This is a genomic window from Pseudomonas sp. AGC41, from assembly GCF_057334555.1.
This window is the reverse complement of record NZ_JBHFJB010000081.1, coordinates 1-22,209: the sequence shown is the minus strand read 5'-3', so window position 1 is coordinate 22,209 and position 22,209 is coordinate 1. Positions and strand designations below refer to the sequence as shown.

The 22,209-nt window shown below is 58.6% G+C and carries 22 protein-coding genes; 3 read left to right on the top strand and 19 right to left on the bottom strand.

The window, feature by feature from the left end:
- Positions 1–124 precede the first annotated feature (124 nt).
- Positions 125–466: a YggL family protein gene (locus ACE04F_RS13805; RefSeq protein WP_486107498.1), complete on the bottom strand. Its 342-nt coding sequence runs from the start codon at positions 464–466 to the stop codon at positions 125–127.
- Positions 467–700: 234 nt separating this feature from the next.
- Between ACE04F_RS13805 and dacB the strand changes: the two genes are divergently transcribed.
- The gene (gene dacB / locus ACE04F_RS13800; RefSeq protein ID WP_486107496.1) at positions 701–2,167 is read left to right on the top strand and encodes a D-alanyl-D-alanine carboxypeptidase/D-alanyl-D-alanine endopeptidase; all 1,467 of its coding nucleotides are present in this window, start codon (positions 701–703) and stop codon (positions 2,165–2,167) included.
- A 44-nt stretch (positions 2,168–2,211) separates the two neighbouring features.
- Here dacB and ACE04F_RS13795 read toward each other — a convergent pair whose 3' ends face one another.
- Together ACE04F_RS13795 and rlmKL are read right to left on the bottom strand one after the other, a co-directional pair.
- Positions 2,212–4,596, bottom strand: a complete 2,385-nt coding sequence (locus tag ACE04F_RS13795; RefSeq protein WP_486107494.1) for a sensor domain-containing diguanylate cyclase — start codon at positions 4,594–4,596, stop codon at positions 2,212–2,214.
- Between the two features lie 143 nt (positions 4,597–4,739).
- Positions 4,740–7,010, bottom strand: a complete 2,271-nt coding sequence (gene rlmKL, locus ACE04F_RS13790) for a bifunctional 23S rRNA (guanine(2069)-N(7))-methyltransferase RlmK/23S rRNA (guanine(2445)-N(2))-methyltransferase RlmL (RefSeq protein WP_486107492.1) — start codon at positions 7,008–7,010, stop codon at positions 4,740–4,742.
- Between the two features lie 529 nt (positions 7,011–7,539).
- On the opposite strand from rlmKL, the gene rmf reads away from it, so the two are divergent.
- Positions 7,540–7,755, top strand: coding sequence for a ribosome modulation factor (gene rmf, locus ACE04F_RS13785; RefSeq protein ID WP_003223300.1), 216 nt, complete (start codon positions 7,540–7,542; stop codon positions 7,753–7,755).
- A 297-nt stretch (positions 7,756–8,052) separates the two neighbouring features.
- On the opposite strand, the gene ACE04F_RS13780 is transcribed toward rmf, so the two are convergent.
- Complete coding sequence (locus ACE04F_RS13780; RefSeq protein ID WP_486107490.1) at positions 8,053–9,072, bottom strand: quinone-dependent dihydroorotate dehydrogenase; 1,020 nt, start codon at positions 9,070–9,072, stop codon at positions 8,053–8,055.
- 221 nt (positions 9,073–9,293) lie between these two features.
- Here ACE04F_RS13780 and ACE04F_RS13775 point away from each other — a divergent pair, with 221 nt between their 5' ends.
- Complete coding sequence (locus ACE04F_RS13775; protein WP_486107488.1) at positions 9,294–10,799, top strand: hypothetical protein; 1,506 nt, start codon at positions 9,294–9,296, stop codon at positions 10,797–10,799.
- Positions 10,800–10,917: 118 nt separating this feature from the next.
- On the opposite strand, the gene ACE04F_RS13770 is transcribed toward ACE04F_RS13775, so the two are convergent.
- From ACE04F_RS13770 to sctE, 15 genes are all read right to left on the bottom strand, one after another.
- Entirely contained in the window at positions 10,918–11,340 is a 423-nt protein-coding gene (locus tag ACE04F_RS13770; RefSeq protein ID WP_486107763.1) for a hypothetical protein, read from the bottom strand.
- Positions 11,341–11,344: 4 nt separating this feature from the next.
- Positions 11,345–12,052 carry an oxygen-regulated invasion protein OrgB gene (locus tag ACE04F_RS13765; RefSeq protein ID WP_486107486.1) on the bottom strand — a complete coding sequence of 236 codons (708 nt, stop codon included), beginning with the start codon at positions 12,050–12,052 and terminating at the stop codon, positions 11,345–11,347.
- Positions 12,024–12,590, bottom strand: a complete 567-nt coding sequence (locus ACE04F_RS13760) for a secretion system protein (RefSeq protein WP_486107484.1) — start codon at positions 12,588–12,590, stop codon at positions 12,024–12,026. Before ACE04F_RS13760 ends, ACE04F_RS13765 begins: the two co-directional genes overlap by 29 nt.
- Complete coding sequence (locus ACE04F_RS13755; RefSeq protein WP_486107482.1) at positions 12,577–13,299, bottom strand: EscJ/YscJ/HrcJ family type III secretion inner membrane ring protein; 723 nt, start codon at positions 13,297–13,299, stop codon at positions 12,577–12,579. Before ACE04F_RS13755 ends, ACE04F_RS13760 begins: the two co-directional genes overlap by 14 nt.
- Positions 13,296–13,604 carry a type III secretion system inner rod subunit SctI gene (gene sctI / locus ACE04F_RS13750; RefSeq protein WP_486107480.1) on the bottom strand — a complete coding sequence of 103 codons (309 nt, stop codon included), beginning with the start codon at positions 13,602–13,604 and terminating at the stop codon, positions 13,296–13,298. The genes ACE04F_RS13755 and sctI overlap by 4 nt, the downstream gene beginning before the upstream one ends.
- Before the next feature lie 59 nt (positions 13,605–13,663).
- Complete coding sequence (gene sctF / locus ACE04F_RS13745; RefSeq protein WP_258690674.1) at positions 13,664–13,927, bottom strand: type III secretion system needle filament subunit SctF; 264 nt, start codon at positions 13,925–13,927, stop codon at positions 13,664–13,666.
- A gap of 3 nt (positions 13,928–13,930) precedes the next feature.
- Positions 13,931–15,112: a PrgH/EprH family type III secretion apparatus protein gene (locus tag ACE04F_RS13740; protein ID WP_486107478.1), complete on the bottom strand. Its 1,182-nt coding sequence runs from the start codon at positions 15,110–15,112 to the stop codon at positions 13,931–13,933.
- A gap of 129 nt (positions 15,113–15,241) precedes the next feature.
- Positions 15,242–15,706: a transglycosylase SLT domain-containing protein gene (locus ACE04F_RS13735; RefSeq protein WP_486107476.1), complete on the bottom strand. Its 465-nt coding sequence runs from the start codon at positions 15,704–15,706 to the stop codon at positions 15,242–15,244.
- The gene (locus tag ACE04F_RS13730) at positions 15,703–16,962 is read right to left on the bottom strand and encodes a winged helix-turn-helix domain-containing protein (protein ID WP_486107474.1); all 1,260 of its coding nucleotides are present in this window, start codon (positions 16,960–16,962) and stop codon (positions 15,703–15,705) included. The genes ACE04F_RS13735 and ACE04F_RS13730 overlap by 4 nt, the downstream gene beginning before the upstream one ends.
- A gap of 310 nt (positions 16,963–17,272) precedes the next feature.
- Positions 17,273–18,634 carry a hypothetical protein gene (locus tag ACE04F_RS13725; RefSeq protein WP_486107472.1) on the bottom strand — a complete coding sequence of 454 codons (1,362 nt, stop codon included), beginning with the start codon at positions 18,632–18,634 and terminating at the stop codon, positions 17,273–17,275.
- A gap of 14 nt (positions 18,635–18,648) precedes the next feature.
- Complete coding sequence (locus ACE04F_RS13720) at positions 18,649–19,071, bottom strand: hypothetical protein (RefSeq protein WP_486107470.1); 423 nt, start codon at positions 19,069–19,071, stop codon at positions 18,649–18,651.
- Positions 19,072–19,335 carry a phosphopantetheine-binding protein gene (locus tag ACE04F_RS13715; protein ID WP_486107468.1) on the bottom strand — a complete coding sequence of 88 codons (264 nt, stop codon included), beginning with the start codon at positions 19,333–19,335 and terminating at the stop codon, positions 19,072–19,074. It abuts the gene before it with no gap.
- 89 nt (positions 19,336–19,424) lie between these two features.
- On the bottom strand, positions 19,425–20,531 hold the full coding sequence (locus tag ACE04F_RS13710) for an IpaD/SipD/SspD family type III secretion system needle tip protein (protein WP_486107466.1): 1,107 nt from the start codon (positions 20,529–20,531) through the stop codon (positions 19,425–19,427).
- 15 nt (positions 20,532–20,546) lie between these two features.
- A complete protein-coding gene (locus ACE04F_RS13705) occupies positions 20,547–21,635 on the bottom strand; it encodes a cell invasion protein (RefSeq protein ID WP_486107464.1) in 1,089 nt (362 codons plus the stop codon).
- A gap of 24 nt (positions 21,636–21,659) precedes the next feature.
- Positions 21,660–22,209 (bottom strand): type III secretion system translocon subunit SseC family protein (gene sctE / locus ACE04F_RS13700; RefSeq protein WP_486107462.1); only part of this gene is annotated, 550 nt, incomplete at its 5' end.

Genomic DNA, 22,209 nt, shown 5'->3' with positions numbered 1-22,209 from the left:
GGTGTTCACACATCCCCTGTGGGAGCGAGCCTGCTCGCGAAAGCGGCCTGAAGGACAACAATTACCCAACCGCCAGGCACAAAAAAACCGGCACCCGAACGGGTTGCCGGTTTTTTTCAGACCATCAAGCCTTGTTGATCGGCTTATCCGGGTACCACACGTCCAGCAACGGGCTGACTTCAACACTGGTCAGCTCAGGACGGGCCTTGAGCCAGGCTTCAACGGCAGCGCGCTGCTCTTCGGTCACCGAGCCACGCTTCTGCAGGCAGACCAGACCATAGTCGTCACCGCCGACATAGCCCAGGCCATTGGCTTCCATGGCTTCTTTCAGGAAAGCGTCGAGGAAAGCGTCAATAGCCTCATCGGCCAGATCTTCTTTGAAATCCAGGTTCAGTTCGAAACCCAGCTCTTGAAATTCATCCACGCACAGTTTTTTGCGCAGACGCTGGGAACGGTTAGTCGCCATTGGAACAATCCTCATAAGTAATAACGGCCGGCACTTTACCAGTTTGGTGCGTCGATTGCCCGACTGATCGGGCAAGTCCGCTTACCGCCGGTAAAAAAATACCGCTTCGCTGGGCTTGGGCACGGCACAAGCCGTTGCGCCTTGGGGCATAATGCCGACACTTTCATGACCGTTGAGGGCGTTCATTTTCATGCCCTCGTTCTTTTTCCCCTCGCCTGTAGGGTTTTATTTCACATGATCAAATCTTTGCGCCCATTGCTTCTGGCCAGCCTTCTTCTTCCTTTGGCCCTGCCTGTCATCACTCAAGCCGCCACCATCAACACCGCCCTGTCGCCGAATGTGCAAAAGGCCCTGAAGAACAGCAAACTGCAAGACAATGCCCTGTCCCTGGTGTTGGTGCCGCTTAATGGCCCCGGCACCCCGACGCTGTATAACGCCGATGTCTCGGTGAACCCGGCGTCCACCATGAAGCTGGTGACAACCTACGCAGCCTTGGAAATGTTAGGGCCGAACCATCAGTGGAAAACCGAGTTCTACACCGACGGCACCCTCAGCGGCGGCATTCTCAACGGCAACCTGTACCTCAAGGGCGGCGGCGATCCCAAGCTGAACATGGAAAAGCTCTGGCTGTTGATGCGTGACCTGCGGGCCAACGGCGTGCAGCAGATTACCGGCGACCTGGTGCTGGACCGCAGCTTCTTCATCCAGCCGCAGTTGCCCGAGTTCAACGACGACGGCAACGACGAAAACAAACCCTTTCTGGTCAAGCCCGATTCGCTGCTGGTCAACCTCAAGGCGCTGCGCTTCGTCGCCCGCAATGACGCTGGCCGGGTGCTGATATCGGTCGAACCGCCCATCGCCAGCATCCGCATCGAGAATGTGGTCAAGGCCGCCAACTCCAAGCAATGCACCGGTGGCGTGCGCTACAACCCGGTGGCCCAGGCGGACGGCAGCATGACCGTGACCGTCAGCGGTCAACTCGGCGAAGGTTGCAGCTCCCAGACCTACCTGTCGCTGCTCGACCATGCCACCTACACCGCTGGCGCCGTGCGAGCGATCTGGAAAGAGCTGGGTGGCAGCATCCAGGGCAGCGACCGCCTGGCCGCGACGCCGAAGAGCGCCAAACTGCTGGCCCGAGCGTTCTCGCCGGATCTGGCGGAAATCATCCGCGACATCAACAAATACAGTAACAACACCATGGCCCAGCAACTGTTCCTGAGCCTCGGGGCAGAATTTCGCAACGAGGCAGACGGTGACGATGCCAAGGCTGCGCAGCGGGTGGTGCGCCAGTGGCTGGCCAAGAAAGGCATCACTGCGCCGCATCTGGTAATGGAGAACGGCTCCGGCCTGTCCCGCGCCGAACGGGTCAGCGCCCGGGAAATGGCAGCGATGCTGCAGGCGGCATGGCGCAGCCCGTATGCGGCGGAGTTCATCAGCTCGATGCCCATCGCCGGCACGGACGGCACCATGCGCAAACGCCTCAAGACCACCGCCATGGCCGGCGAAGCGCACGTCAAGACCGGTACCCTGAACACGGTCCGCGCCATTGCCGGCTACAGCCGCGACATCAACGGCAATACCTGGGCGGTCGTGGCGATCCTCAACGATCCGAAGCCATGGGGCGCCTCCTCCGTGCTGGACCAGGTACTGCTGGACTTGTATCGCCAGCCGAAACTGCCGCAGACGGCATCGGTGCTCTGAGGCAGCCCCAACACAAGGCCAGATGTGTCTTGGGGCGAAGTTGGCTATCCCAACTGCATCTCGACCCGATCGCGCCCGGCCTGCTTCGCCGCGTACACGCCTGAGTCGGCCCGCAACAACAGCGCATCGGCGCCTTCGCCGACGCGCCAGCTGGCGATGCCAAAACTGGCGGTGATGGTGCCGACGTCGTCGATCGGCGAATCCCGCAGGCCGCCCCATAACCCCAAGGCTAGAGAATAGGCACTTTCACTGTCCGTATCCGGGCAGAGCACCACGAACTCTTCGCCGCCCAGCCGGCAGAATACGTCGGTGCGGCGCAGACGTTGGGTGATGCGCTGGCAGACCGCCTGCAACACCCGATCACCCACCGCGTGACCATGCTGATCGTTGATGCGCTTGAAGTGATCGATGTCGAGCATGATTACCGCCAGTTCGCCGGAGCCCCGTTCAACCCGAACCATCTCCGAAGTCAGGCGCTCCTGGAAATATCGCCGGTTGCGAATGCCGGTCAAGGCATCGGTGATGGACAGTGCCCGCAGCTCCTCTTCCACGCGCTTGAGGTCGGAGATATCGGAGATATAGCCGTGCCACAACACACCGCCGCCAGGCAATTGCTCGGGCGTGGCCTCACCGCGTACCCAGCGCAGCCCGCGCTGCGGCAGTTGCACCCGGTACTCTTCACGCCACGGGCTCAGCGTATCGGCCGAGAGGCGAATCGACGCACGCACCCGCGCGCTATCCAGCGGGTGGATGCGTGAGAACACCGCTTCGGCGTGCCGTACCAGCACGTCAGGCTCCAGTTCGTAGATGTCGCGGATGCCGTCGCTGGCATAGATCACGCTGAATTCGCCGGTAAAGTCCATCCTGAACTGGTAGATGCCACCGGGGACATGGGCGCTGAGTTTCTTCAGCAGCAGGTCCCTCGCCGCCAAGGCTTCGTGGACGCGCTTGCGTTCGGTGACGTCGATGCAGATTGCCAGGTGCCCGACCCACAAGCCTTGGTCGTCGAGCACGGGCGTGGCCAGCATGTTGACCGTCAGGTGGCTGCCGTCCCGGCGCACCAGGGTCCACTCCCGAGCCTGCTGGCCGCCCTGCTCACCGCCTTCGAGCAGCATCGCATGGCACGTCGGGATTGGCTTGCCGAAACGCACGGCCAGCTGTGCGGCCCGATGCTGCAGCTCACGCGGAACGTGAAGACTTTCCAGGGTCATGCTCTGCAGCACATCGCAACTGCGGTAGCCGAGCATCTGCTCGGCGCCGGCATTGAACGTGGTGATGACACCGCGCAGGTCGGTGGCGATGATCGCGACTTGCGTCGCGGCGTCGAGCACGCCCTTCAATTGGCCGTGGGTGCCGCGCAGTTCCGACTCCCGGGCATGCAGTTCCCGGGTGCGCTGTTCCACCAGCGCCAAGGCTCGCTGCCGCTGGCTGACCAACGTATACAGCAAGACGCTGAGCAGCAGGCTGAGCAGACCGCCCAACACGCTGACACTCACGACGCTGGAATGACTGTTCGACAGGAACGCGAAACTGGGCCGCAACTCCACCCGGAAGTCATGATCGGCCAGGCGCAACATCCGGACCGCCGACAGCTCGCCTTTACCCGGTAGGTTGGATGTTTCGAACAGGACTTCCCAAGGGGTATCGTGGGCGGAATCAAGCACACGCATGGTCAGATTGTCATCCTCCGCCTCCGGCAGCCCATCGGCGACCAATTGGCGCATGCTGATGGCCGCTACCACGTAACCGAACGGCTCGCTGGCCAGAGGCTTGAGAACAGGCGCCGCCAGCATGACACCACGGGAAAAGGCCGGATCGCCCCCGGTCAGATCAATGGGCTCGGAAACCACCAGGGCGTTGCGCTGACGGGCCCGTTCAAGCGTGACACGGCGCAGTGAGTGCGAAAGCAGATCCAGGCCCAGCGGCGCGCCATAGGATGGCTGGCTCTGGACGTATAGCAGCGGCACGTATTCATCCCGTTCAGCGGCCTCGCGCAGGGCTCCGGCCTCGTCTCGCTCACGAATGGTAAAGGTATCGGATATTTCGGCTCGTGCCTGTTGCTCGAATGCCTGGCGCTCACCCCGCAGCACCCGAGGCGCCCAGGCGAAGGCCCGGGTACGCCGCAAGAGTGCTTCGGTATAGCCGTGGAATTCGGTGCCGGATACTCCAGCGGAGTTGGCGAAGAAGCGCCTCAGACTGTCGAGACGTTGCTCCTGGTCCTGAAAACGTTCTTCCAGGCGGCTATAGCGCTCTTCAGCGAGCAGTTCGAAGCGTTGGCGCAATTGCTGGTTGAACTGCTTCAACGTGCCCCAGGCCAACAAGCCGGTCAACAGCAGGCCCGCCATCAAGACGATGCAAGCCACTAACCATGCCGAAACATCTTCGCTGATAAAGCCCAGGATCCTGGGACGCACCTGATGTAATGCCATACACATAACCCAGAAAGGGATCAGGCATAGGTACAGCCCCGACCACAGTCTTAGTTATAGCTATTTGCCATTACTTTTGCCAGTCCCAAAAACGCCTGCAAGCCTTGAATTTCAAGGCCTGCATGGATCCAATCAAACGCCGGTCAGCGCGCCATGATTTTCCAGGCGCGGTGAATCTTGCTGTTGCGGGCAAAATCCGGGTCGATGGTCTTGGCGGTGATTTCCTCCACCGCATACCGTTCGCCCAGGTTGTCCTCGAGCTGGAACTTGCGGAAGTTGTTGGAAAAATACAGCACGCCGCCCGGCGCCAGGCGCGCCATGGCCAGGTCCAACAGCTGCACATGGTCGCGCTGCACGTCGAACACGCCTTCCATGCGCTTGGAGTTGGAGAACGTCGGCGGATCGATGAAGATCAGGTCGTACTCATCGCGACTGGCTTCCAACCACGCCATGACGTCGCCCTGCTCCAGGCGGTTCTTGTCGGAAAAACCGTTGAGCGACAGGTTGCGCCGTGCCCAATCCAGGTAGGTCTTGGACAAGTCGACGCTGGTAGTGCTGCGCGCGCCGCCCTTGGCGGCATGGACGCTGGCGGTGGCGGTGTAGCAGAACAGGTTGAGGAAACGCTTGCCGGCGGCCTCTTTCTGGATCCGCAAGCGCATTGGCCGGTGATCGAGGAACAACCCGGTGTCGAGGTAATCGGTGAGGTTGACCAGCAGCTTCACGCCCCCCTCATTGACCTCGGTGAACTTGCCCTGGGCGCTCTGCCTTTCGTACTGCTTGGTGCCGCTCTGGCGCTCGCGCCGCTTGATGACGACACGGCTCTTGTCGACATTCAGCGCCTGGGGAATGGCCGCCAGCGCATCGAACAACCGGGCCGAGGCTTTTTCCGGATCGATGGACTTCGGCGCGACGTATTCCTGGACGTGCACCCAATCGTGGTACAGATCGATGGCCATGGAATATTCCGGCATGTCGGCATCATAGACCCGGTAGCAGTCGACGCCCTCACGCTTGGCCCACTTGCTCAGCAGCTTGAGATTTTTCTGCAGGCGATTGGCGAACATCTGCCCGCCTTCGCTCAACCGCGCCTGCTCGACCACCGGGGCTGGCGTCGGGGCCGGTTTGATCGGGTTGCCATTCTTGTTGTACTGGCGCTCTTGCGGTACTTCCGGAGTTTGATCGTAGACAGCCTGTTCACGCTCGGCCTGGCGTTGTTCCGGGGTGCGACGCTCGCCAGTGACGAACTGGTCCGGGAGCACCTTGATCAGCAGCAACTTGCACGGCAAGGCGCCGTTCCAGAACGAATACTGCTTGTGGCTGCGAATGCCCATGCGCTTGCCCAGGTCCGGCGCGCCAGTGAACACCGCTGCCTCCCAGTTGAGGCAGGCCTGGCGCAAGCGTTCACCGAGATTCTGGTACAGATAGAGCAGGCTGGCTTCGTCGCCCAAACGCTCGCCGTACGGCGGGTTGCAGATCACCAGGCCTTTCTGGTTCTGGTCCGGGCGCGGCTCGAAGGTGGCGACTTCGCCCTGATAGATCTTGATCCACTCGCTCAGGCCCGCACGCTCGACGTTGTTGCGGCCCGGCTGAATCAGCCGTGGGTCGGCCTCGTAGCCGCGAATCCACAACGGCGGCTTGGCCAGCCCGGCGGCGGCGCGCTCGCTGGCTTCCTCATGGAGTTTTTTCCACAATGCCGGCACGTGGCCGAGCCAGGCGGTAAAGCCCCATTGCTGGCGACGCAGGTTCGGCGCCATGTCGGCGGCGATCATCCCGGCCTCGACCAGGAACGTACCGACGCCGCACATCGGGTCGGCCAGCGCCCCGCCTTCAGCGGCAATGCGTGGCCAACCGGCGCGGATCAGGATGGCGGCGGCAAGGTTTTCCTTCAGCGGCGCGGCGCCTTGCTGCAAGCGATAGCCACGTTGGTGCAGGCTGTGGCCAGAAAGGTCGAGGGAAAGGATCGCTTCGCCGCGGTCCAGGCGCAAATGGATGCGCAGGTCCGGGTTGAGCTTGTCGATGGATGGCCGCTCGCCCGACGGCGTGCGCAGTTTGTCGACAATGGCGTCCTTGACCTTCAAGGCGCCGAAATGCGTGTTGTCGATGCCCGAGCCGTGACCGCTGAACTCGACCGCCAAGGTGCCATCGGCGAGCATGTGGTCTTGCCAGTCGACGTCCAGCACGCCGTGGTACAGGTCTTCCGCGTCTTTCATCGCGAAGCGCTTGAGCACCAGCAATACTCGGTTCGCCAGGCGCGACCACAGGCACAGGCGATAGGCCGTTTCCATGTCGGCGATGCCGCGAACGGCCGAGGTGTGCTCGCGCGCCTCTTCGAGGCCAAGCCCGACGGCTTCCTCGAGAAGCAGGCCTTCGAGGCCCTTGGGGCAAGTGAGGAAGAGTTCGAAACGATCGGACATGGGATTCAGAGCCTTTGGCTAAGTGGGCCGGGCAACGCATTGCCGGCCGGGTTCAATCAGGTGCTTTTCTCAAGAGCACCCGCATGGCACGAACGTGTGCCGTTCCGTCCTCGCCGCTCAGGTTCAAAGAGCTTGGATGCGAGGACAGCTAGAAAATTCTGTGCAACAAATTGTGAAAAGTTGTCCCTTTCGTCGAATAGTACCCCAGTGCAACGGGAGGACATTCTCATTCAAGATCGGCGACCGCCCTTCTGCGCAGGGCTGATCATACAGGGGTCCGGGGCAAAAGCGGGCGCTGAACGTCATGTTACTTATCGCTCTAACATCTTTCTTGTTACGTGCTTATGACAAAACGATCATTCCATCCATGTGACGCTTTGGTTAGAACTCACCACAGGTTGACGTCGCAACGGCGTCAACACCCTTGGCTCGTCACGCCGGCAACGAGCCACCAACGGCAGAATGATTCTGCCCCGGCCTCGATAGAGGTCGACGCTAAGCAACAGTCAACAAGTGAGGGCAACACCCTATGAGAAGACTTAAGCGTGATCCGTTGGAAAGAGCATTTTTACGCGGTTACCAATATGGCGTTGGTGGTAAATCCCGTGAGCTTTGCCCCTTTACTCTACCGTCGGTACGTCAAGCCTGGATCAACGGCTGGCGAGAAGGACGCGGCGACAACTGGGACGGTATGACCGGCACTGCGGGTATCCACAGACTCAACGAACTTCACGCCGTCGGCTGACACAGGGCCCTGATAATCAAAAACCCGACAATCTGACATTCACATCGATTTAACCACGCACGTCCCATCCGGGCGGCGGGCTACGGCCCAGAGGGCTCCCTAGAGGAGCCCTTTTTATGGTCATGACAAAACCTGTGGCGAGGGAGCTTGCTCCCGCTGGGTTGCGCAGCAACCCCATAAAAGCTGACGGGTATCAGCCTGGCACACCACGGTGATGGGTTTGGGACTGCTGCGCAGTCCAGCGGGAGCAAGCTCCCTCGCCACAGGGGGTCTGCTTCGCCTTCAAGAAAGGGTTAATCAACCCAACGCCGCAATCGCATCCACCGACTCGCGAATCAACGTCGGGCCCTTATAGATGAATCCGGAATAAATCTGCACCAGGCTCGCCCCTGCCGTGATTTTCTCGGCGGCATGCCGACCTTCGGTAATCCCGCCCGCCGCGATGATCGGCAAGCGCCCCGCCAATTCGCCGGCCAGCACCTTCACCGTGTGCGTGCTCTTGTCACGCACCGGCGCGCCAGACAGGCCGCCCGCCTCGTCACCGTGCACCAGGCCTTCTACGCCTTCGCGGCCCAGCGTGGTGTTGGTTGCAATCACCGCATCCATGCCGGTCTCGATCAAGGCCTGGGCCACCTGGGCGGTTTCTTCATCGCTCATGTCCGGAGCAATCTTGATCGCCAGCGGCACATGCCTGCCGTGCGTCACGGCCAGTTCCGCGCGACGCCGGGCCAGGTCGGCCAGCAGTTGCTTGAGCGAATCGCCGAACTGCAGGCTGCGCAGCCCCGGCGTGTTCGGCGAACTGACGTTGACAGTCACATAGCTGGCATGGGCGTAGACCTTGTCCAGGCAGATCAGGTAATCGTCGACGGCGCGCTCCACCGGCGTGTCGAAGTTCTTGCCGATGTTGATTCCCAGCACACCCTTGTACTTGGCCGCGGCCACACGGGCCAGCAGATGATCGACGCCCAGGTTGTTGAAGCCCATGCGGTTGATGATCGCCTCGGCCTGGGGCAAACGGAACAGCCGTGGCTTGGGATTACCCGGCTGCGGACGCGGCGTCACGGTGCCGATTTCAACGAAGCCGAACCCCAGCTGGGCGAACCCGTCGATGGCCGCGCCGTTCTTGTCCAGGCCGGCAGCCAGGCCGACCGGGTTGGGAAACTCCAGGCCCATGACCGTCACCGGCAGTTTTGCCGGAGCCTTGCACAGCAACCCGTTGAGCCCCAAACGTCCACCCGCGCCAATCAGGTCCAGGGACAGATCATGGGAAGTTTCCGGGGAAAGTTTGAACAGCAGTTCACGGGCCAAGGTGTACATGGGTGGGTGGGCTCTGGGCGATAAAAAGTGACGGGATTATACCGAGCAGGAGCATCAGCGGCGAGAAACGCTTTGATTCCTGGTTCGATCCAGAGGGCGATGCGCCGCGGTCCTTGCCTGGGAGCGTTATTTGATAGTTGCAAGGGCCAAAAACCCGCAAAAGGGCGATGCAACTGCAATGGCAGGAACCCCATTAGCCCTTCGTCACGCAGGATCAGCATATGCTTCAACCATCCATAAACGCACCTACCACACGATTCATTTCAAGCGAGCCCGTTCGCCCTCAAGAACACACCACCATCGATATGAAGGAGAATTCCTCTGACATCATTATCGACATACTCAATGAAACCATCCCTGTCGAGCAGAGAAGCCAACTCTCATCGCAAGACATAGCAACCGCACTGACGGACCTCGGGGAGAATTTCAAGGAAATCACTATAGAGCTAAAAAATAACGCCGACATGCGCGTTCATGCATTCATTGAAGGCATCGAATCGAAGATAAACGGCGATGCCGATGGCACGCATTGCAACGATGATGATTTTGAGAGCATTGACCTGAGTACTTTCGAAGGCTCAACCCATTTGTCAGATTCCGACACATCCATACAACGCGCCCAAACCATCCTTGATCAGCTCAGTGATTTCCTAGGCAAACTGACCCGCAACGAATTCGAAGGCGATCTCGGACGCTGGGTCAGCAACCTGACCATTTCCAGTGTGCGCACCGGTTTGGTCACCGGCACCCTCACCGTGCTCAGGCAACTCATCGGGTTCGCCCTGGAAAAAATGTCCCAATCCAATGCCGCTTCGCCGCTGACGCGCAGTGTAATCGGCGCGGTTGTCCAGAGCATGGGGCCACTGCTGAACATCCTCGGCGCGATCAGGGACGAGTGCAATGGAACCGCAAACGCCGAAACGCGCGTGGCGCGCTTCATCACCCTCACAATATCGGCCTTGGCCTTGGCCGCTGCCGTAGCCGTGCCCTCCGCACTGCCAGCATTGGCATCCTCCGGCTCGCAAATGTTGTTCTACACGTTTGCCCAGGATCTGGTGAGCCTGTTTTGTCCCACCGGCGACAATACAAAACCCAACCCCAGCGGTACCGCAGCCGCAGGCATGCTGAACGCTATGCTCCAGTTCCTGTCCTTCACCGCCATGAACTACACCGCTCCGCATTCCGGCGCCGGGTATGCCATGGCCCAGGGTAACAAGCCTCCATCGTCAGAAACGGAAGGCTTGGCCTTTCAACTGTCGGCTTGGGTAGAACAACAGGCCAATACGCCGCATGATCCAAATCTGTCCGTTGAGGCCCGGGCCGAGCAAATTGTCGAATCCCTGGCCCCGGTACTGGGACACGATGTATTACGGGGCGTCTACAACGCCGGGGCCGACGTCGCCGGCCAAGTGCTGATGGGCGAGGCAATGCACGCCTTCCAAAAACAACCGTCTAAGGGAGGTTTTCGGATCAACCCCATTTCTGTACGAATGCCCACCGCCGAACAGGCGGCCAATCAACTCCTGTCCACCAATGCGATACGAACCTCTGTGGGCCAGATAATCATGGCCGTCGTCATCTGCGCATCCCGTTATTTTGCAACCTTGCCCATTTCCAAAGAAATGGTCGACCATATCGCCAACGCACTAGTCGCCGCCGTCGTGATCGCGGTACGTCCCGGCACGACTTACGTCAACGAACGCACCAATCCTGCAGCAAACGCTTGATTCATCGGCTCGCGTGGAATACGTGTAATCGTGGCGAGAGAGCTTGCTCCCTCGCCACGAAATCTCTGTTTACCCTCTCTTTTGCTTTAACAAGCAAGCACTGCCCGTCTTGCCTTCTTTACCACTCACTCTTCTCCCAAGCCTCATCCCCCATCGGCTGGAACACATCCCTCATAAAACCCTTGACGAAAACATCCATCGCGAACGCCAACCCATTGGCGCCGCTGACCTCTTTATAGATCTTCGAATTTTCCAACCCCTCGTCTTTCAATCGCACCAAAATCTGCAATGTGATCGCCATCAACGCCTTGGCGGTGGGGTACGCCGCCGTCGTGCCATCCGGCCCTCGCAACGTACGGAGGAACTCATGAATTGCCTTCTCCCCCTGCCCTTCCATGCCCAACAGCAACTGATAAAGGTGCTCGAACTCAGGATCCGGGCGTTTGCTGCCAGGTGCCTGCTCGCGGGCGGCCAGTAGGCGAGATTCCAGCGGTTCTACCGGTGCATGCGCGGCGCGATCCAGCAGGCTGGAAACCATCATGGATTCAATCTTCAAGGCAAACCTCGGTAGGGTCGGTGGGTACTGAATCGGTGAAGCTGGAGCACACCTCCGCGAGTGCCTGTCTTGAGGCCTCGTCCAGGGCGCGCACCGTTTCCGGCAGGTTGGCGAGGCCCGCCAGCAACCGGGGCGCCAGCCGTTCCCGGGTCGCCTCGACGTCGAATTCCAGCAGTTGATCTGCCAACCGCAGCACATAACGGTCTTGCGGGTGATATTCCAGGATCAGCTCGCCGTTCCACCGCCTGCCCACGCTCTCACGCAGCGCGTGGCCGCGCGGACGACAATGCGTTGGCATCAGCAGGTGCAGGACTGCGCCCGAGTCACCCGGCTGCCCGGCCAGCCAGCGCTCCAGCATTTCAGCCAGCCACTCGGGGCGACTCAAGGCTTGCCCGAGCAGATCACCGGCGGCCCGCGCCAGATCGTTGCGCAATTGCAATCCCAGGGTTTGCGAATTCAGCAGGCCTTCAGCCAGATGTTCGCTCGCACGCAGGATGCCTTCGGCGTAGCCCTGTTGAAACGCTTGCGCATGCACCGCCTGCGCGTCGCAGTGCGCTTGCTCGACACACTCCCGTGCACGGCGCTGGGCCTCCAGCTGCAAGCGCCGACGACGCCGCGCGGCAGCGATGTCTTCGCGAGCCAGGCGCACGTCATCGCCCATGGGTAAATCAGTCAGGGTTCGGATGGAGTCGAGCATGCTGCACCGCCAAAAAGAACAAGGTTGGATCAGGTTTAGTAACGGGCCATTGCCGATGCAAACCAACAACCGTCTCGCAAAACTGCAAGTCCAGGCGTTCGAGCAAAAGGCGAGGGACGTACTCGTGCCAACTCCACAACGCATTGAGGCCGGCCGCTTCGACCTGCTCCACTGAAACCTTTGCGCGCTCGATCGGCGGGCCGCCTCGCGGACCCAGGTCAAAGCTGGCGAACCGGCGAACCGCCCCGGGCAAGCCCAGCAGCACCGCGCCGCGCGCCAGGTCGGGCATCAGGCGATAAGCGCCCATCAACAGGGCGATATAAGGCAGTTGCCGCCAATGGCGAACCCATTGTTTTGCCACGCCGGTCAACGGCATCGAAGGCCACGGGCCTTGCAGTTCCAGCCCTTCGAGCACGATGCGGTTGAGCACGGCATGGGCTTCGATTCCGTCGAACCCCGCCGGTACAACCAGACGCCGAGGGTGCAGATACCCCAAGGGCTCGACGAGAATTCGCTCCAGCAACTCAAGCTCCGACATCACGCCGTCCCGCGTTTGAATGGTGGTAGACCCAAGCGCCGCCACCGGCCAACAGCACCGCGCTGATCGCCGCCAACCACCACGGCCACGGCGAATGCCCCCGCGTCACAGCCACCGACGGCGCGACATGCTGGATCGCCGAGCGCTTGGACAGCACCACCGAGACGTTTTCGTACTCCACCGCCGCAAAACTGTTTTTAAGAAAACGCTTGATGTCGGTGATCAGCAACTGCGGTTCGACATCGCGCTCATGCAGCACCACCGCCGAAAGATGGACAGGCGGCGACTTGCGCCCGCCCTCGCCGGCATCCAGGTCATAACTGACATGGACCCGAGCCGACACCACGCCTTCGAGCACACCCAGCGACTGTTCGATGCGCTGCTCCAGCGCCGAATACAACCGGGCTTTTTCCGCGCGGGGCGAAGCCACCAGGGAATCGGCAGGAAACATCTCGGACACTTGCAAGCGCGGCCGGGAAGGCAACGAATAAAGATTGAGCAGATCGACCGCCGCGGAAAAATCGAGGGCGTCGATTTTCACCGCATAGCCGGTTTTGCCAGTGTCGACTTTCACCGCCGCAATGTTGTTGCGTTGCAACACCGACAGCACTTCATTGGCCTGCTGCTGATCCAACCCTTCCAGCAGGTTCGGCTGGCGACACCCCGCCAGCACCAGGCACAACAGCAGCACCAGGACGCTCGTCTTCATGATGCCCGCAACAGGGTTTCTGCCGTGCCCACGGCTTTGCGCACCAGCACGTTGAGCAAGTTGATATCCACGTTGTATTGCCCCGTCAGTTCCTGCAACTGCGCCAGCACTTCAGGGTCGGTGATATCCGGGCGCTGCAATAACTGATTGATCGCCGAGACCTCCTGCTGGCTATCGACTGCCGAACCGGCAAATGCTTCGATCAAGCGCGATTCAAGTGAAACAACCGGACCTTCCTGCGGGCCACGCAATTCAACGAAGGCGGAGCCTGCGATAAGCGACAGGTCAAGACTCTGGATGGACATACGATGCACTCATGCAAAGGGCCATTGTCACGAACAATGGCCAGTCGAAAGGGAAAGCGTCAGCGCGCCGCCTGGATGATCGCCATGTCGATATCCTTGAAGCCCTTGATCGTGTTGGTCTGGGCGTTGCGAAATACCGTGTAGGAGGAGAACGCGGTCTGGTACGCCGCCAGTTTTCCAGGGTCCGAGGCGTCGAGCTTGAGATCCTCAAGCGCTTGGTCCAGGGCATCTTTCAGGCCTTGGGCGCCACGCTCGAACGCAGCGGCCTGCTCACCGAGAAAATCGTCGGGAAATACGGGGAACATGATCGGAATACCAGGCATCGGTCACCTATTCTGGTTGTTTGGAAAATGCCAGGACGAAGGGCTCGTCTTGACGTAGCCCTGCGGGCCGGTTTGGAACGACTTGCCCTTGAGCGCGTCGTCCTTGAGTGCAACAGTAAAATGCACGTAGCGATCCCCCCACTGCCGGTAGAAATCGTCGACGTACTGGCGTGCGGCAGCCAATTCGGCGTCTTGCAAGTTGCCCTCGATGGCGAACGAGACCGCGTCTTCATGTTCGACCCGGCTGAAGGCCAGAGCCAGACGCTGCAAACCGCCCTGCGCAAGATCAGCGAGCAGCGCGTCGTCCTGCATCTGCACCACCACGTCGCGGGCATAAGGTGCCGCCGCGAGCAGCACATCGAGCAGCTTGGCCTGCTGGTCGGGCGTCAGCAGGTTGCGTTGCGCGCTGAGCAGCAGGCGCGGCTGCGACGGTTCCTTGAGATCGAGAAAATGCCAGGCCAATTGCGGATCGTGATCAACCAGTACTTGCTCCAGCCGACGCCGCTCCTGATCCGGCAGCAGGACCTTGCCGTGCAGGCTGGCGTGGCGCGCCAGCACCTGTCGGCTCCAGCCGGCATCGCGCTCCGAAGACACGAAGACATAAACCCCATCGTCACGACCGCGCAGCACCTGGACCGGCGCACCGGCGCCGGCGATCAGGGCTTGAATATCGGTTTCGGGCGCCGGCCCCGGCATCGAGCCAATGCTGACCGTCACGACCAACGCAACCAGCGCCAGGGCACCGCCGCCCCATCGGGTCCAACGGGCATCAGGCCAGCGAATGGCAGCGCCACCAGCGCGTGGGCTGTTCTGTGGCTGAGCGAGGCATTCAGGCGCCCAGGGTTGATCCCCAGGGCGCAGGGCCACTTGCAACCCGCCAAGCTGCACCCTGGCCTGGAACGCACAGTGGCGCATTTCGACCGAGTCACCGAGCAATCGCACCGGCACACCGTCCGGCGTGGCTTGGTCGGCCAGCACCTCGAAGTTGCAGCCACCTTCCTCCAGGGGAATAAAAATGGCATCCGCCGGAACGCTGGCGGCACGTGCGCCATCCCCCCACATCGCCAAGGCCCCGACGATGAACAGGGTCGTGCCCTCGCCAAGCGGAAACTCGCAACCCTGCAACGGACCGTTGAGGATCCGCAGGACGCAGGGTTGTAATGGGGGGGCCGTCGGGACTGTCACCGTCCAAACTCCAGGAAGGTCGAATGAGCGGGTAGGTTAGAAGGGGCGGCCGGGCAATTCCTGATCCAATTCTGCCGATGGCCTGCCGCAAAGGATCAGAATCCTGCACCGCCCCTGTTCATGACGCCGTCACTCTCGCCCGCGAGTGATCACCTGGTAGCGCTGCCAGACCTTACGCGCATAGCGCAGCCGCGCAGCTTGACGGTGGGGAGAATTGCCGGCGTTATAAGCACCGACTGCCGTCCAGTTATAGCCATAGCGGGCGATAAATCCGGCGAGCACCGACGCACCGACTTCCACCGACAGGCAAGGCTCATCCAGCAGGCGCTGCTCGGTAATCCCCTCGGTACTGAGGCGTGACAGATGAATGCTGTTGATCTGCATCAGCCCGATATCGCGGGTGCCGTTGCGGTTGTGATTGATGGCGTCAGAGCGCAGGCCCGATTCGACATCGGCAATCGCTTGAAGCAGTTCGGGTTCGATGGCATGCATCTGCCCCGCCTTGTTCCAGCACCAGGCGTGCGCCTGGGCCATGCCGAATCCCAGGCCAAGATACACCGGCAGGCACAGCCAGGTTTTCCGGCGCCGCTTCATGCCAGGCGCCTCTCGCCGATCCACGTCAGTTGCTCGTGAACGCGCACCCGCAGGATCTGCGCCCGGACACAGTCCGGATCATGCTCCAGGCATTGTTCGAGTATCTGCAGCGCCTGCTCGTTGCGCCGCCAGAACCAGTGATGCCAGGCATGAAAGTACAGCACGTCGACCTGATCGGCCGACAGCAGGCAGCGCCGGAACAACACCTGGGCTGCCTGCTCGCAGCCACGCAAACTGGTGAGCAACGCCAGGCGCGTCAGTGCGGGGATGCTGGCGGGGTCCAGCGTCAACGCACTGGAAACCGCCGCATGCGCCTCTTCGATGGCGCGCTCCGGGTCACCCAGGCCCATCATCGCCCGCCCCAGCCACACATCCGCCAAGCCACACCAGGGCGGCGCGTATCCGGCGTCGAGTTTCAAACACTGCCTGAACAATACAAGGGCATCGCGCAGGCTTTGCGCCGTGTGCTGCTGCACGCTGCACAACCCGTTGAGATACGCCACCGCCGCCGAATAGGACCCGCAGCGATCACCGACCGGACGCAACCCGGGTACACGCTGGGCAACCAGGCTCGTCAACACGCCCAGCGCCTCCCCAAGATCACAGGCATCCAGCGTCTGCCCATGCAACAGAGACTGATCGCTGCCACGAATCAACTCGACCGACCAGTGTTGCAACCCACCCGCGCCGATAAAACGCCCGTTCAAGCAATAATCCGCCGACAACCGCCCAGCCAACGACCGCACATCATCCGCAGCCCCGCAGGCCGTGATCACCCCAGAGGGAATGACATGCAACGCCTCGCCGAACGCCGTGGTCAGCTGGCGAATCATCAGGTCTTGCAGATCCAGCGCGGCGATTTCGTCCAGATTGCGCAAAGGCAACACCGCCAACGACGGCGCCACCGCCCTCGCCTGGCTCGTCACATCGAGCTCGACCACCGAACCGGTGAACCGATAGCCCTGGCCATACACCGTGGCGATGTAATCCTTGTTCTCCTTGAACAACTTGCGCAAGGCGTAGATACACCGGGTCAACGACTCCTCCGCCGCATCCATCCGCGGCCAGACCTGGTCCAGCAAATAATCCTTACTCACGACCGTGCCCGCCGATTTCAACAGCAGGCGCAGCACGTGCAATTCTTTGGGTGGAACATGAACTCCTTGTCCATCTCGCATCAGCGTTCCGTCGCTTTGCAGTAGCCAGTGGTCAAAAACGAACGACTTGACTGGGGTTTGATCAGTTGCACTGTCCATACGGTGAGACTTCTCTATAGAAAGTTACTGAAGCGCGATTGAGCCTGTCGGGGAGACAGGCTCGGGATGGCGAGCTGCGTGACTATAGGAAGATGTGTGGCAGGATTCCGTAGGAACTTCAGATATATTGACGTAGGAAAATACGACATAGACTGTAGGTCAAGCCTGGGTTAAGCAGACTCCTATATAGAAGCGCCCCCCAATAAAGCCATACCATCCTCCACGCATATAAAAGTCAACGCCCACACATTGAATTATTTAGCAACAATCCAACTCAAACGCACATTGACATACTTAGAGGAGGCAATATTCAGGACATTTCAGCTTTTGCAATTTCTAACGCAGCAGCCCCAATAGGTGTGGAAGCGATGTCAGCATACGAGTCTTTGTTATTGTATTCCAGAACCTCCTCCCCATTGAACACACCTATGGAAGCAAGCATTATCTCATGATAGGAGTGATGATCTTTCGGAGCCATCAAATTCGCGAGCATGACTAGCCTCGCCTCCTGTAGTGAAGGCATTTTTTCAAGTATTGAATTTGACAAATTATGCATTTCACTGCACATAGCATAATGATTCAAGTACCGAAGTGTATGCCCACTTGGCCCAGACGTAACCGGCTTACCGTACACGATTGCTTCGTAAACCCATTTATTGACATTTTTATCCTCTTTATCCGAGACTCTGACAACGTTCGTCCTCGCACCTGTAGTGTGTTGTCGAAACTCAGCACCTAACGGGTTGGTCGCACGATCATTTTTTTCATCTTCAACGAACGTCTCCGTACTCCAGTTAATATGCAAAACGTCTTTCAGTAATTTTTTTCTGTCAGCCCCATCGAGACCTTGAATTATATTCAAAATACCGTCCTGCAAATTTACAGATGAAATTCCCAGCTCATTAAATAGATAATTTTCGACATTTTCCGTTTTAGCAAGAAGCTCACCCCACCTGTCGGCAATAAGATTGCGAATATTTTCGGTGTATTGTATAGGATTCACCACCTCAAAAACCTCTAGATCAAATCGATGACTATTCCAAGGGTAAATTGGGTTATCCGGTGAGCGAACGTGATTGAACATACATTTCCTCCGTTCCATGTCGCCGAGGTCATACTCCTCGCTTTCAGCCTTCACCAGAGTCGCTAAAACATGAGCATCCAATGTATCCATATCGGCCATTAACTCTTTGGCGCCTCCAATATGAGAACTTTCCTCTATGATTTTCTCTTGTTGCCGCTGAGAGAAATCAGCGAACCTCATCGGACTTCCTGTCACTTCCCTGATCGTTTTTGCAATCGAAGCAAGCTCGGCGTTGCAGCTCAGATTTTTTCCGACAATCAGTTCAAGCTTCTTGTTCTCACTGGCCTTGTCTTTATAAGGGTTGTGATCGAACACATTTAAATTTTTCTCCTGCTTTCGCACCCTTAAGTCCCGAATAGTTTTTGACGGTAGATTGGTAGAATTAGAACGCACCCTAAAGCCTTCATTTGAGGCTTTCGACAACTGCTTTCCTTGTTCCTTTAGGTACCCAGCAATAGCATTTAGTTTTTCACGCTGTTCTACCGAGGTAACATTCGCACCGCCAAAGATATTGACCCGAACGTCAACAGCCAGACAAGTTAAACTTGACGCCCGCGATAGAGAAAAAGCTGATGATACATTAAGCATAACAAACCTCACCTTCAGTAATTAACCGCACCAACACAAACCACAACATCTTCCCAACGATCAACCATTACACTCAGCACATCCAACAACAGCTCACCGCCTACCTCTTCCTCAATCATATTAAAGTAGACCAGCTCACCGTCGGGTAATTGCACCACACCACCCACCACTCCATTTATTTGAGATTGGACGACCTCATTAGCCAAATAGATTTCCGCTTCCGTCATAACGACTGGCAATCGCAGTAAAAAAAACATAACAACTGAAGTTACAGAGCGAACCTCCAGATAGAAAAAAAGTTCATCTTCCAGCTTCAAGCTAATCGCATTAAATTCATCAACAAATATATCGCTCACACCATAGTTAGTTTTTAAGGCCTCCATGACCCCATCAACCACCAACTCAACTCTTCCACCAAGACTATCATCCCAACACACTTAGCCCTCCCCCTCTTGCTTACAAAAAACAACCCAACAGCCAATATCTCTCACAACTCTCCATTTCGCCACCATCTCCTCAGTTAATTCGATACCGAATTCCTCATTCAGCGCCATGACAATTTCAACGACATCCAAAGAATCAACATGCAAATCCTCAACCAGTCGAGAGTCCAGATCAATCTGATAGCGCGCATTAAAAACAATCGACAACACCTGAATGACCTGTCGCCCAACATCACACACAGCACTTACATTATTCAACGTTTAGCCCACGACCAAAAACTAGTTATTCACCAACTGAAAACAGATCCACAGTTAACACCGAAATGAATTGCTTATTTTGACATTTATCAAAAATTCAACATCGCCCGCAACATATCCGCAAACTGATTCAAATGCGCCGACAACGTTTTATTGAAATTGTCATGATAAGAATTGGCATTCGAATACTTCTGCGTAAACGACTGCAGCATGTTCTTCATGCGTTCCTCCTGGGCGTTGAAGCCGGTTTGCCAGGCGTTGAATTTGGCGGTATCCCAGGTCACCGTGCCGCTGCCCGCTGGCAGACTACCTTTCATCGTTGTCAGGGGCCCGGTGTCGATGACGACACACCAAGGACCGTTCGGGGCGGGATTCTGCTTGAGGCAACTCGCAGGTAGGCCCAGTGCCTTGAGCCAGTTTTCTGCCTCTTCCTTAGTGGCACCTGTTTCAGGTGGTTTGGGAAAGAGGATGGCAGCGGAGTTGGGTAGGGAATATTTTGCGATCAGTCTATCCAATGCATTGCGCAACGCGCCCACATTCAACTTGACCTCCTTGCCGTCGTCCACGCCTTCGATCCAATCCTTCATCATCGCGGTGATTTCGCTGTTGAAGTCGGAAAAAAAGTCCGAATAAGCCGCAATGATGTGCTCGTAGCCCGCCAGGTAACCGTTCTTGATCAGGTCGATCAGTTCGAGCAGTTTGTCGAAGAAGTCATTCGATGAGTTGATCGTCGCATCCAAAGCCTCCGCGATCTCATGGGGCTTCTTCTCTTCCAGATGTTCCTGGAGGGCGCGAAGGATCTTGCTTTGTTCCTCATTGAGCTGCTGGCGCTGACTTTCATCCAAGAGCCCTGTGCTCTGGCTGTGGGTCATCACGGCACTGCACTGGCGCACCTGCACGGCCCACATTTGCGCCCGGTCACGTTTGGCGTAGATCTGTTCGACAAAATCCGCGATGAGGTGTTGCGATGCGGACTCGGTGGCCGTGCCTTCCAGCGGCTTGGCGATGAATGACGGGCACCTGAGCAAATGGCCAAGGCTGCGGTTCATCGCGTTCATGGACCTGTCGAGCAAATGCGTCAAGGAACTGACCGTTAGAATCTCAGCGGGTACGTCCGCAGGCGTCGGGGTATTCGCAATGGCCTCGACGTTCGGCAGCAGAACGATTGGCGAACGAATGGATTGATTGATTTCCATAGACCGCTCCCCCCTTTACGCCGTCACGGCACGGATAACATCGCTACGCCATTGAAACAGCTGCATCACCATCTCCATCAGTTTCTGCAACAACGCCGCCTCGGCCGCGTCTTTCTGGCCAATCTCGTCACTCAGGCTCTTCTGGCTGTTCTGCGCGCTTTGCATCAACACTTCTTTTTCACGGGCGGCGTGCTCGTTCATGCGCACGATGTTCGCCACCACCTGGCTCATGCTCATCGACATGGCATTGAGCGCGCGGCCGATTTCCAGTTTCTTTTCGATGCCTTTGCTGCCCATCTGGCTCAGCCAGTCGGAGGTCTGGCCGACCTTCTCGGCCTTGAGGATTTCCCCGTCGAACCAGGCCTGTTTCTTGTCCGTCAGTGTCGAGCCGTTGGGCTTGAAGTCGACGGTGGCCGGGCGGCCGAAATCATCCAGGGTCTTGATTTTGTAGGTGGTGTCCGGGTTCCACTCATTGCGATTGCGCTCCAGCTTGAGGTCGCGTTCGAGGAGGCCGGCGTCCATGGCGTTACGCCGGTGCAGGTCGATGTCGGCATGCTTGAGCGTCTGGCCCTGGAAGGTCTTGACCATGGCGAACCCAGCGATGGCGCCAGAGACGACGGCAGCGGTAATGGCGCTGTTCAGCGCCGCCTTGCCAGACTCGACAATGGCCGCGTCGGAGGCCATGACACTGAAATGGCCGCGCAATTGCGCATTGGCGACCCGTGCGATGTTCAAGGCGATGATCGCAGCCACCAACACGTTGGCGTGTTTCTCCCAGGCGCCTGGATCGAAGGCCAGCTCGTTGCGTACTTCGTCGCTGACCATCAGCAACGCCACGCCGAAGTCCTCCCAATCCGATTCCGTGGGTTGATACGCATCGATTGCACGTTCGAGTTCTGCAGCCGAAGGCACGGTGCCGTTGCCGTTCTGGAGCACTTGCCGTGCGGTGATCTTGTCGAATATTGGAGAGTTTGAAAGGGCCTGACCTTTGCGATCTTTCGAAAATTGTTCTTGGGCGATTAACTCGCTCAACCCTGCGTCATTAGTCCGATCGTGTTCAATGACGGTGGGAGTGCCCCTGTTCGCCGCGACGATAGCGCTCATTAGAAATACCTTTCAAGAATGATGTTAGACATGCCGGACCATCTGCAAACTGACCGAGTGGCTGCGTTGCATATCGGCAAACAAATGCTCGATTTGCCGAGTTCGCTCCTGCATCGCCTGCCCATAGTTCTCGACCACCTGAGTCAGGTAGCCGCTGATTTCCTCGCTGATGGCCATGCGTACCCGCACGTCGGCCAAGTGCACGGCCGCCTGGGCCTGGTGCTGGCCGCTCTTGATCTGCAACCCGCCCTGCACCGCGACATTGCCGAACTCGGTGACGGCCTGGGCGATTTCCAGGTTCGCGGCGTAACGCGCCAGCGTGACCGGATCGGCGCCGTTGGTGATGAAACCGCGCAATTGAGAAAGCATTTGGGTCAGCGTGTTGCCGACCGAGGTTGCCATTTGCTTCATCGCTTGCATCGCGGCGGGCGCGGCCTGGGCGACCACCGACGCCAGTTTCGAGGCGACGGCGCTGACCATCGGCCCAATGACTTGCACCCCGACCACGGCCACCAACGCGACGGCCGCCAGCGTCGAAACGATGCCCTGGATCATGCCGGCGATTTGCGCGATT

Bases quoted from the DNA above. Each gene is read 5' to 3' on its own strand.
- ACE04F_RS13755 (WP_486107482.1), bottom strand. From the start codon at position 13,299: ATGAAGACGAGCGTCCTGGTGCTGCTGTTGTGCCTGGTGCTGGCGGGG.
- rlmKL (WP_486107492.1), bottom strand. From the start codon at position 7,010: ATGTCCGATCGTTTCGAACTCTTCCTCACTTGCCCCAAGGGCCTCGAA.
- ACE04F_RS13730 (WP_486107474.1), bottom strand. From the start codon at position 16,962: ATGGACAGTGCAACTGATCAAACCCCAGTCAAGTCGTTCGTTTTTGAC.
- ACE04F_RS13760 (WP_486107484.1), bottom strand. From the start codon at position 12,590: ATGTCGGAGCTTGAGTTGCTGGAGCGAATTCTCGTCGAGCCCTTGGGG.
- ACE04F_RS13770 (WP_486107763.1), bottom strand. From the start codon at position 11,340: ATGATGGTTTCCAGCCTGCTGGATCGCGCCGCGCATGCACCGGTAGAA.
- ACE04F_RS13705 (WP_486107464.1), bottom strand. From the start codon at position 21,635: ATGAGCGCTATCGTCGCGGCGAACAGGGGCACTCCCACCGTCATTGAA.
- ACE04F_RS13795 (WP_486107494.1), bottom strand. From the start codon at position 4,596: ATGGCATTACATCAGGTGCGTCCCAGGATCCTGGGCTTTATCAGCGAA.
- dacB (WP_486107496.1), top strand. From the start codon at position 701: ATGATCAAATCTTTGCGCCCATTGCTTCTGGCCAGCCTTCTTCTTCCT.
- ACE04F_RS13710 (WP_486107466.1), bottom strand. From the start codon at position 20,531: ATGGAAATCAATCAATCCATTCGTTCGCCAATCGTTCTGCTGCCGAAC.
- sctF (WP_258690674.1), bottom strand. From the start codon at position 13,927: ATGCCTGGTATTCCGATCATGTTCCCCGTATTTCCCGACGATTTTCTC.
- ACE04F_RS13805 (WP_486107498.1), bottom strand. From the start codon at position 466: ATGGCGACTAACCGTTCCCAGCGTCTGCGCAAAAAACTGTGCGTGGAT.
- ACE04F_RS13725 (WP_486107472.1), bottom strand. From the start codon at position 18,634: ATGCTTAATGTATCATCAGCTTTTTCTCTATCGCGGGCGTCAAGTTTA.
- ACE04F_RS13775 (WP_486107488.1), top strand. From the start codon at position 9,294: ATGCTTCAACCATCCATAAACGCACCTACCACACGATTCATTTCAAGC.
- sctI (WP_486107480.1), bottom strand. From the start codon at position 13,604: ATGTCCATCCAGAGTCTTGACCTGTCGCTTATCGCAGGCTCCGCCTTC.
- rmf (WP_003223300.1), top strand. From the start codon at position 7,540: ATGAGAAGACTTAAGCGTGATCCGTTGGAAAGAGCATTTTTACGCGGT.
- ACE04F_RS13735 (WP_486107476.1), bottom strand. From the start codon at position 15,706: ATGAAGCGGCGCCGGAAAACCTGGCTGTGCCTGCCGGTGTATCTTGGC.
- ACE04F_RS13765 (WP_486107486.1), bottom strand. From the start codon at position 12,052: ATGCTCGACTCCATCCGAACCCTGACTGATTTACCCATGGGCGATGAC.
- ACE04F_RS13780 (WP_486107490.1), bottom strand. From the start codon at position 9,072: ATGTACACCTTGGCCCGTGAACTGCTGTTCAAACTTTCCCCGGAAACT.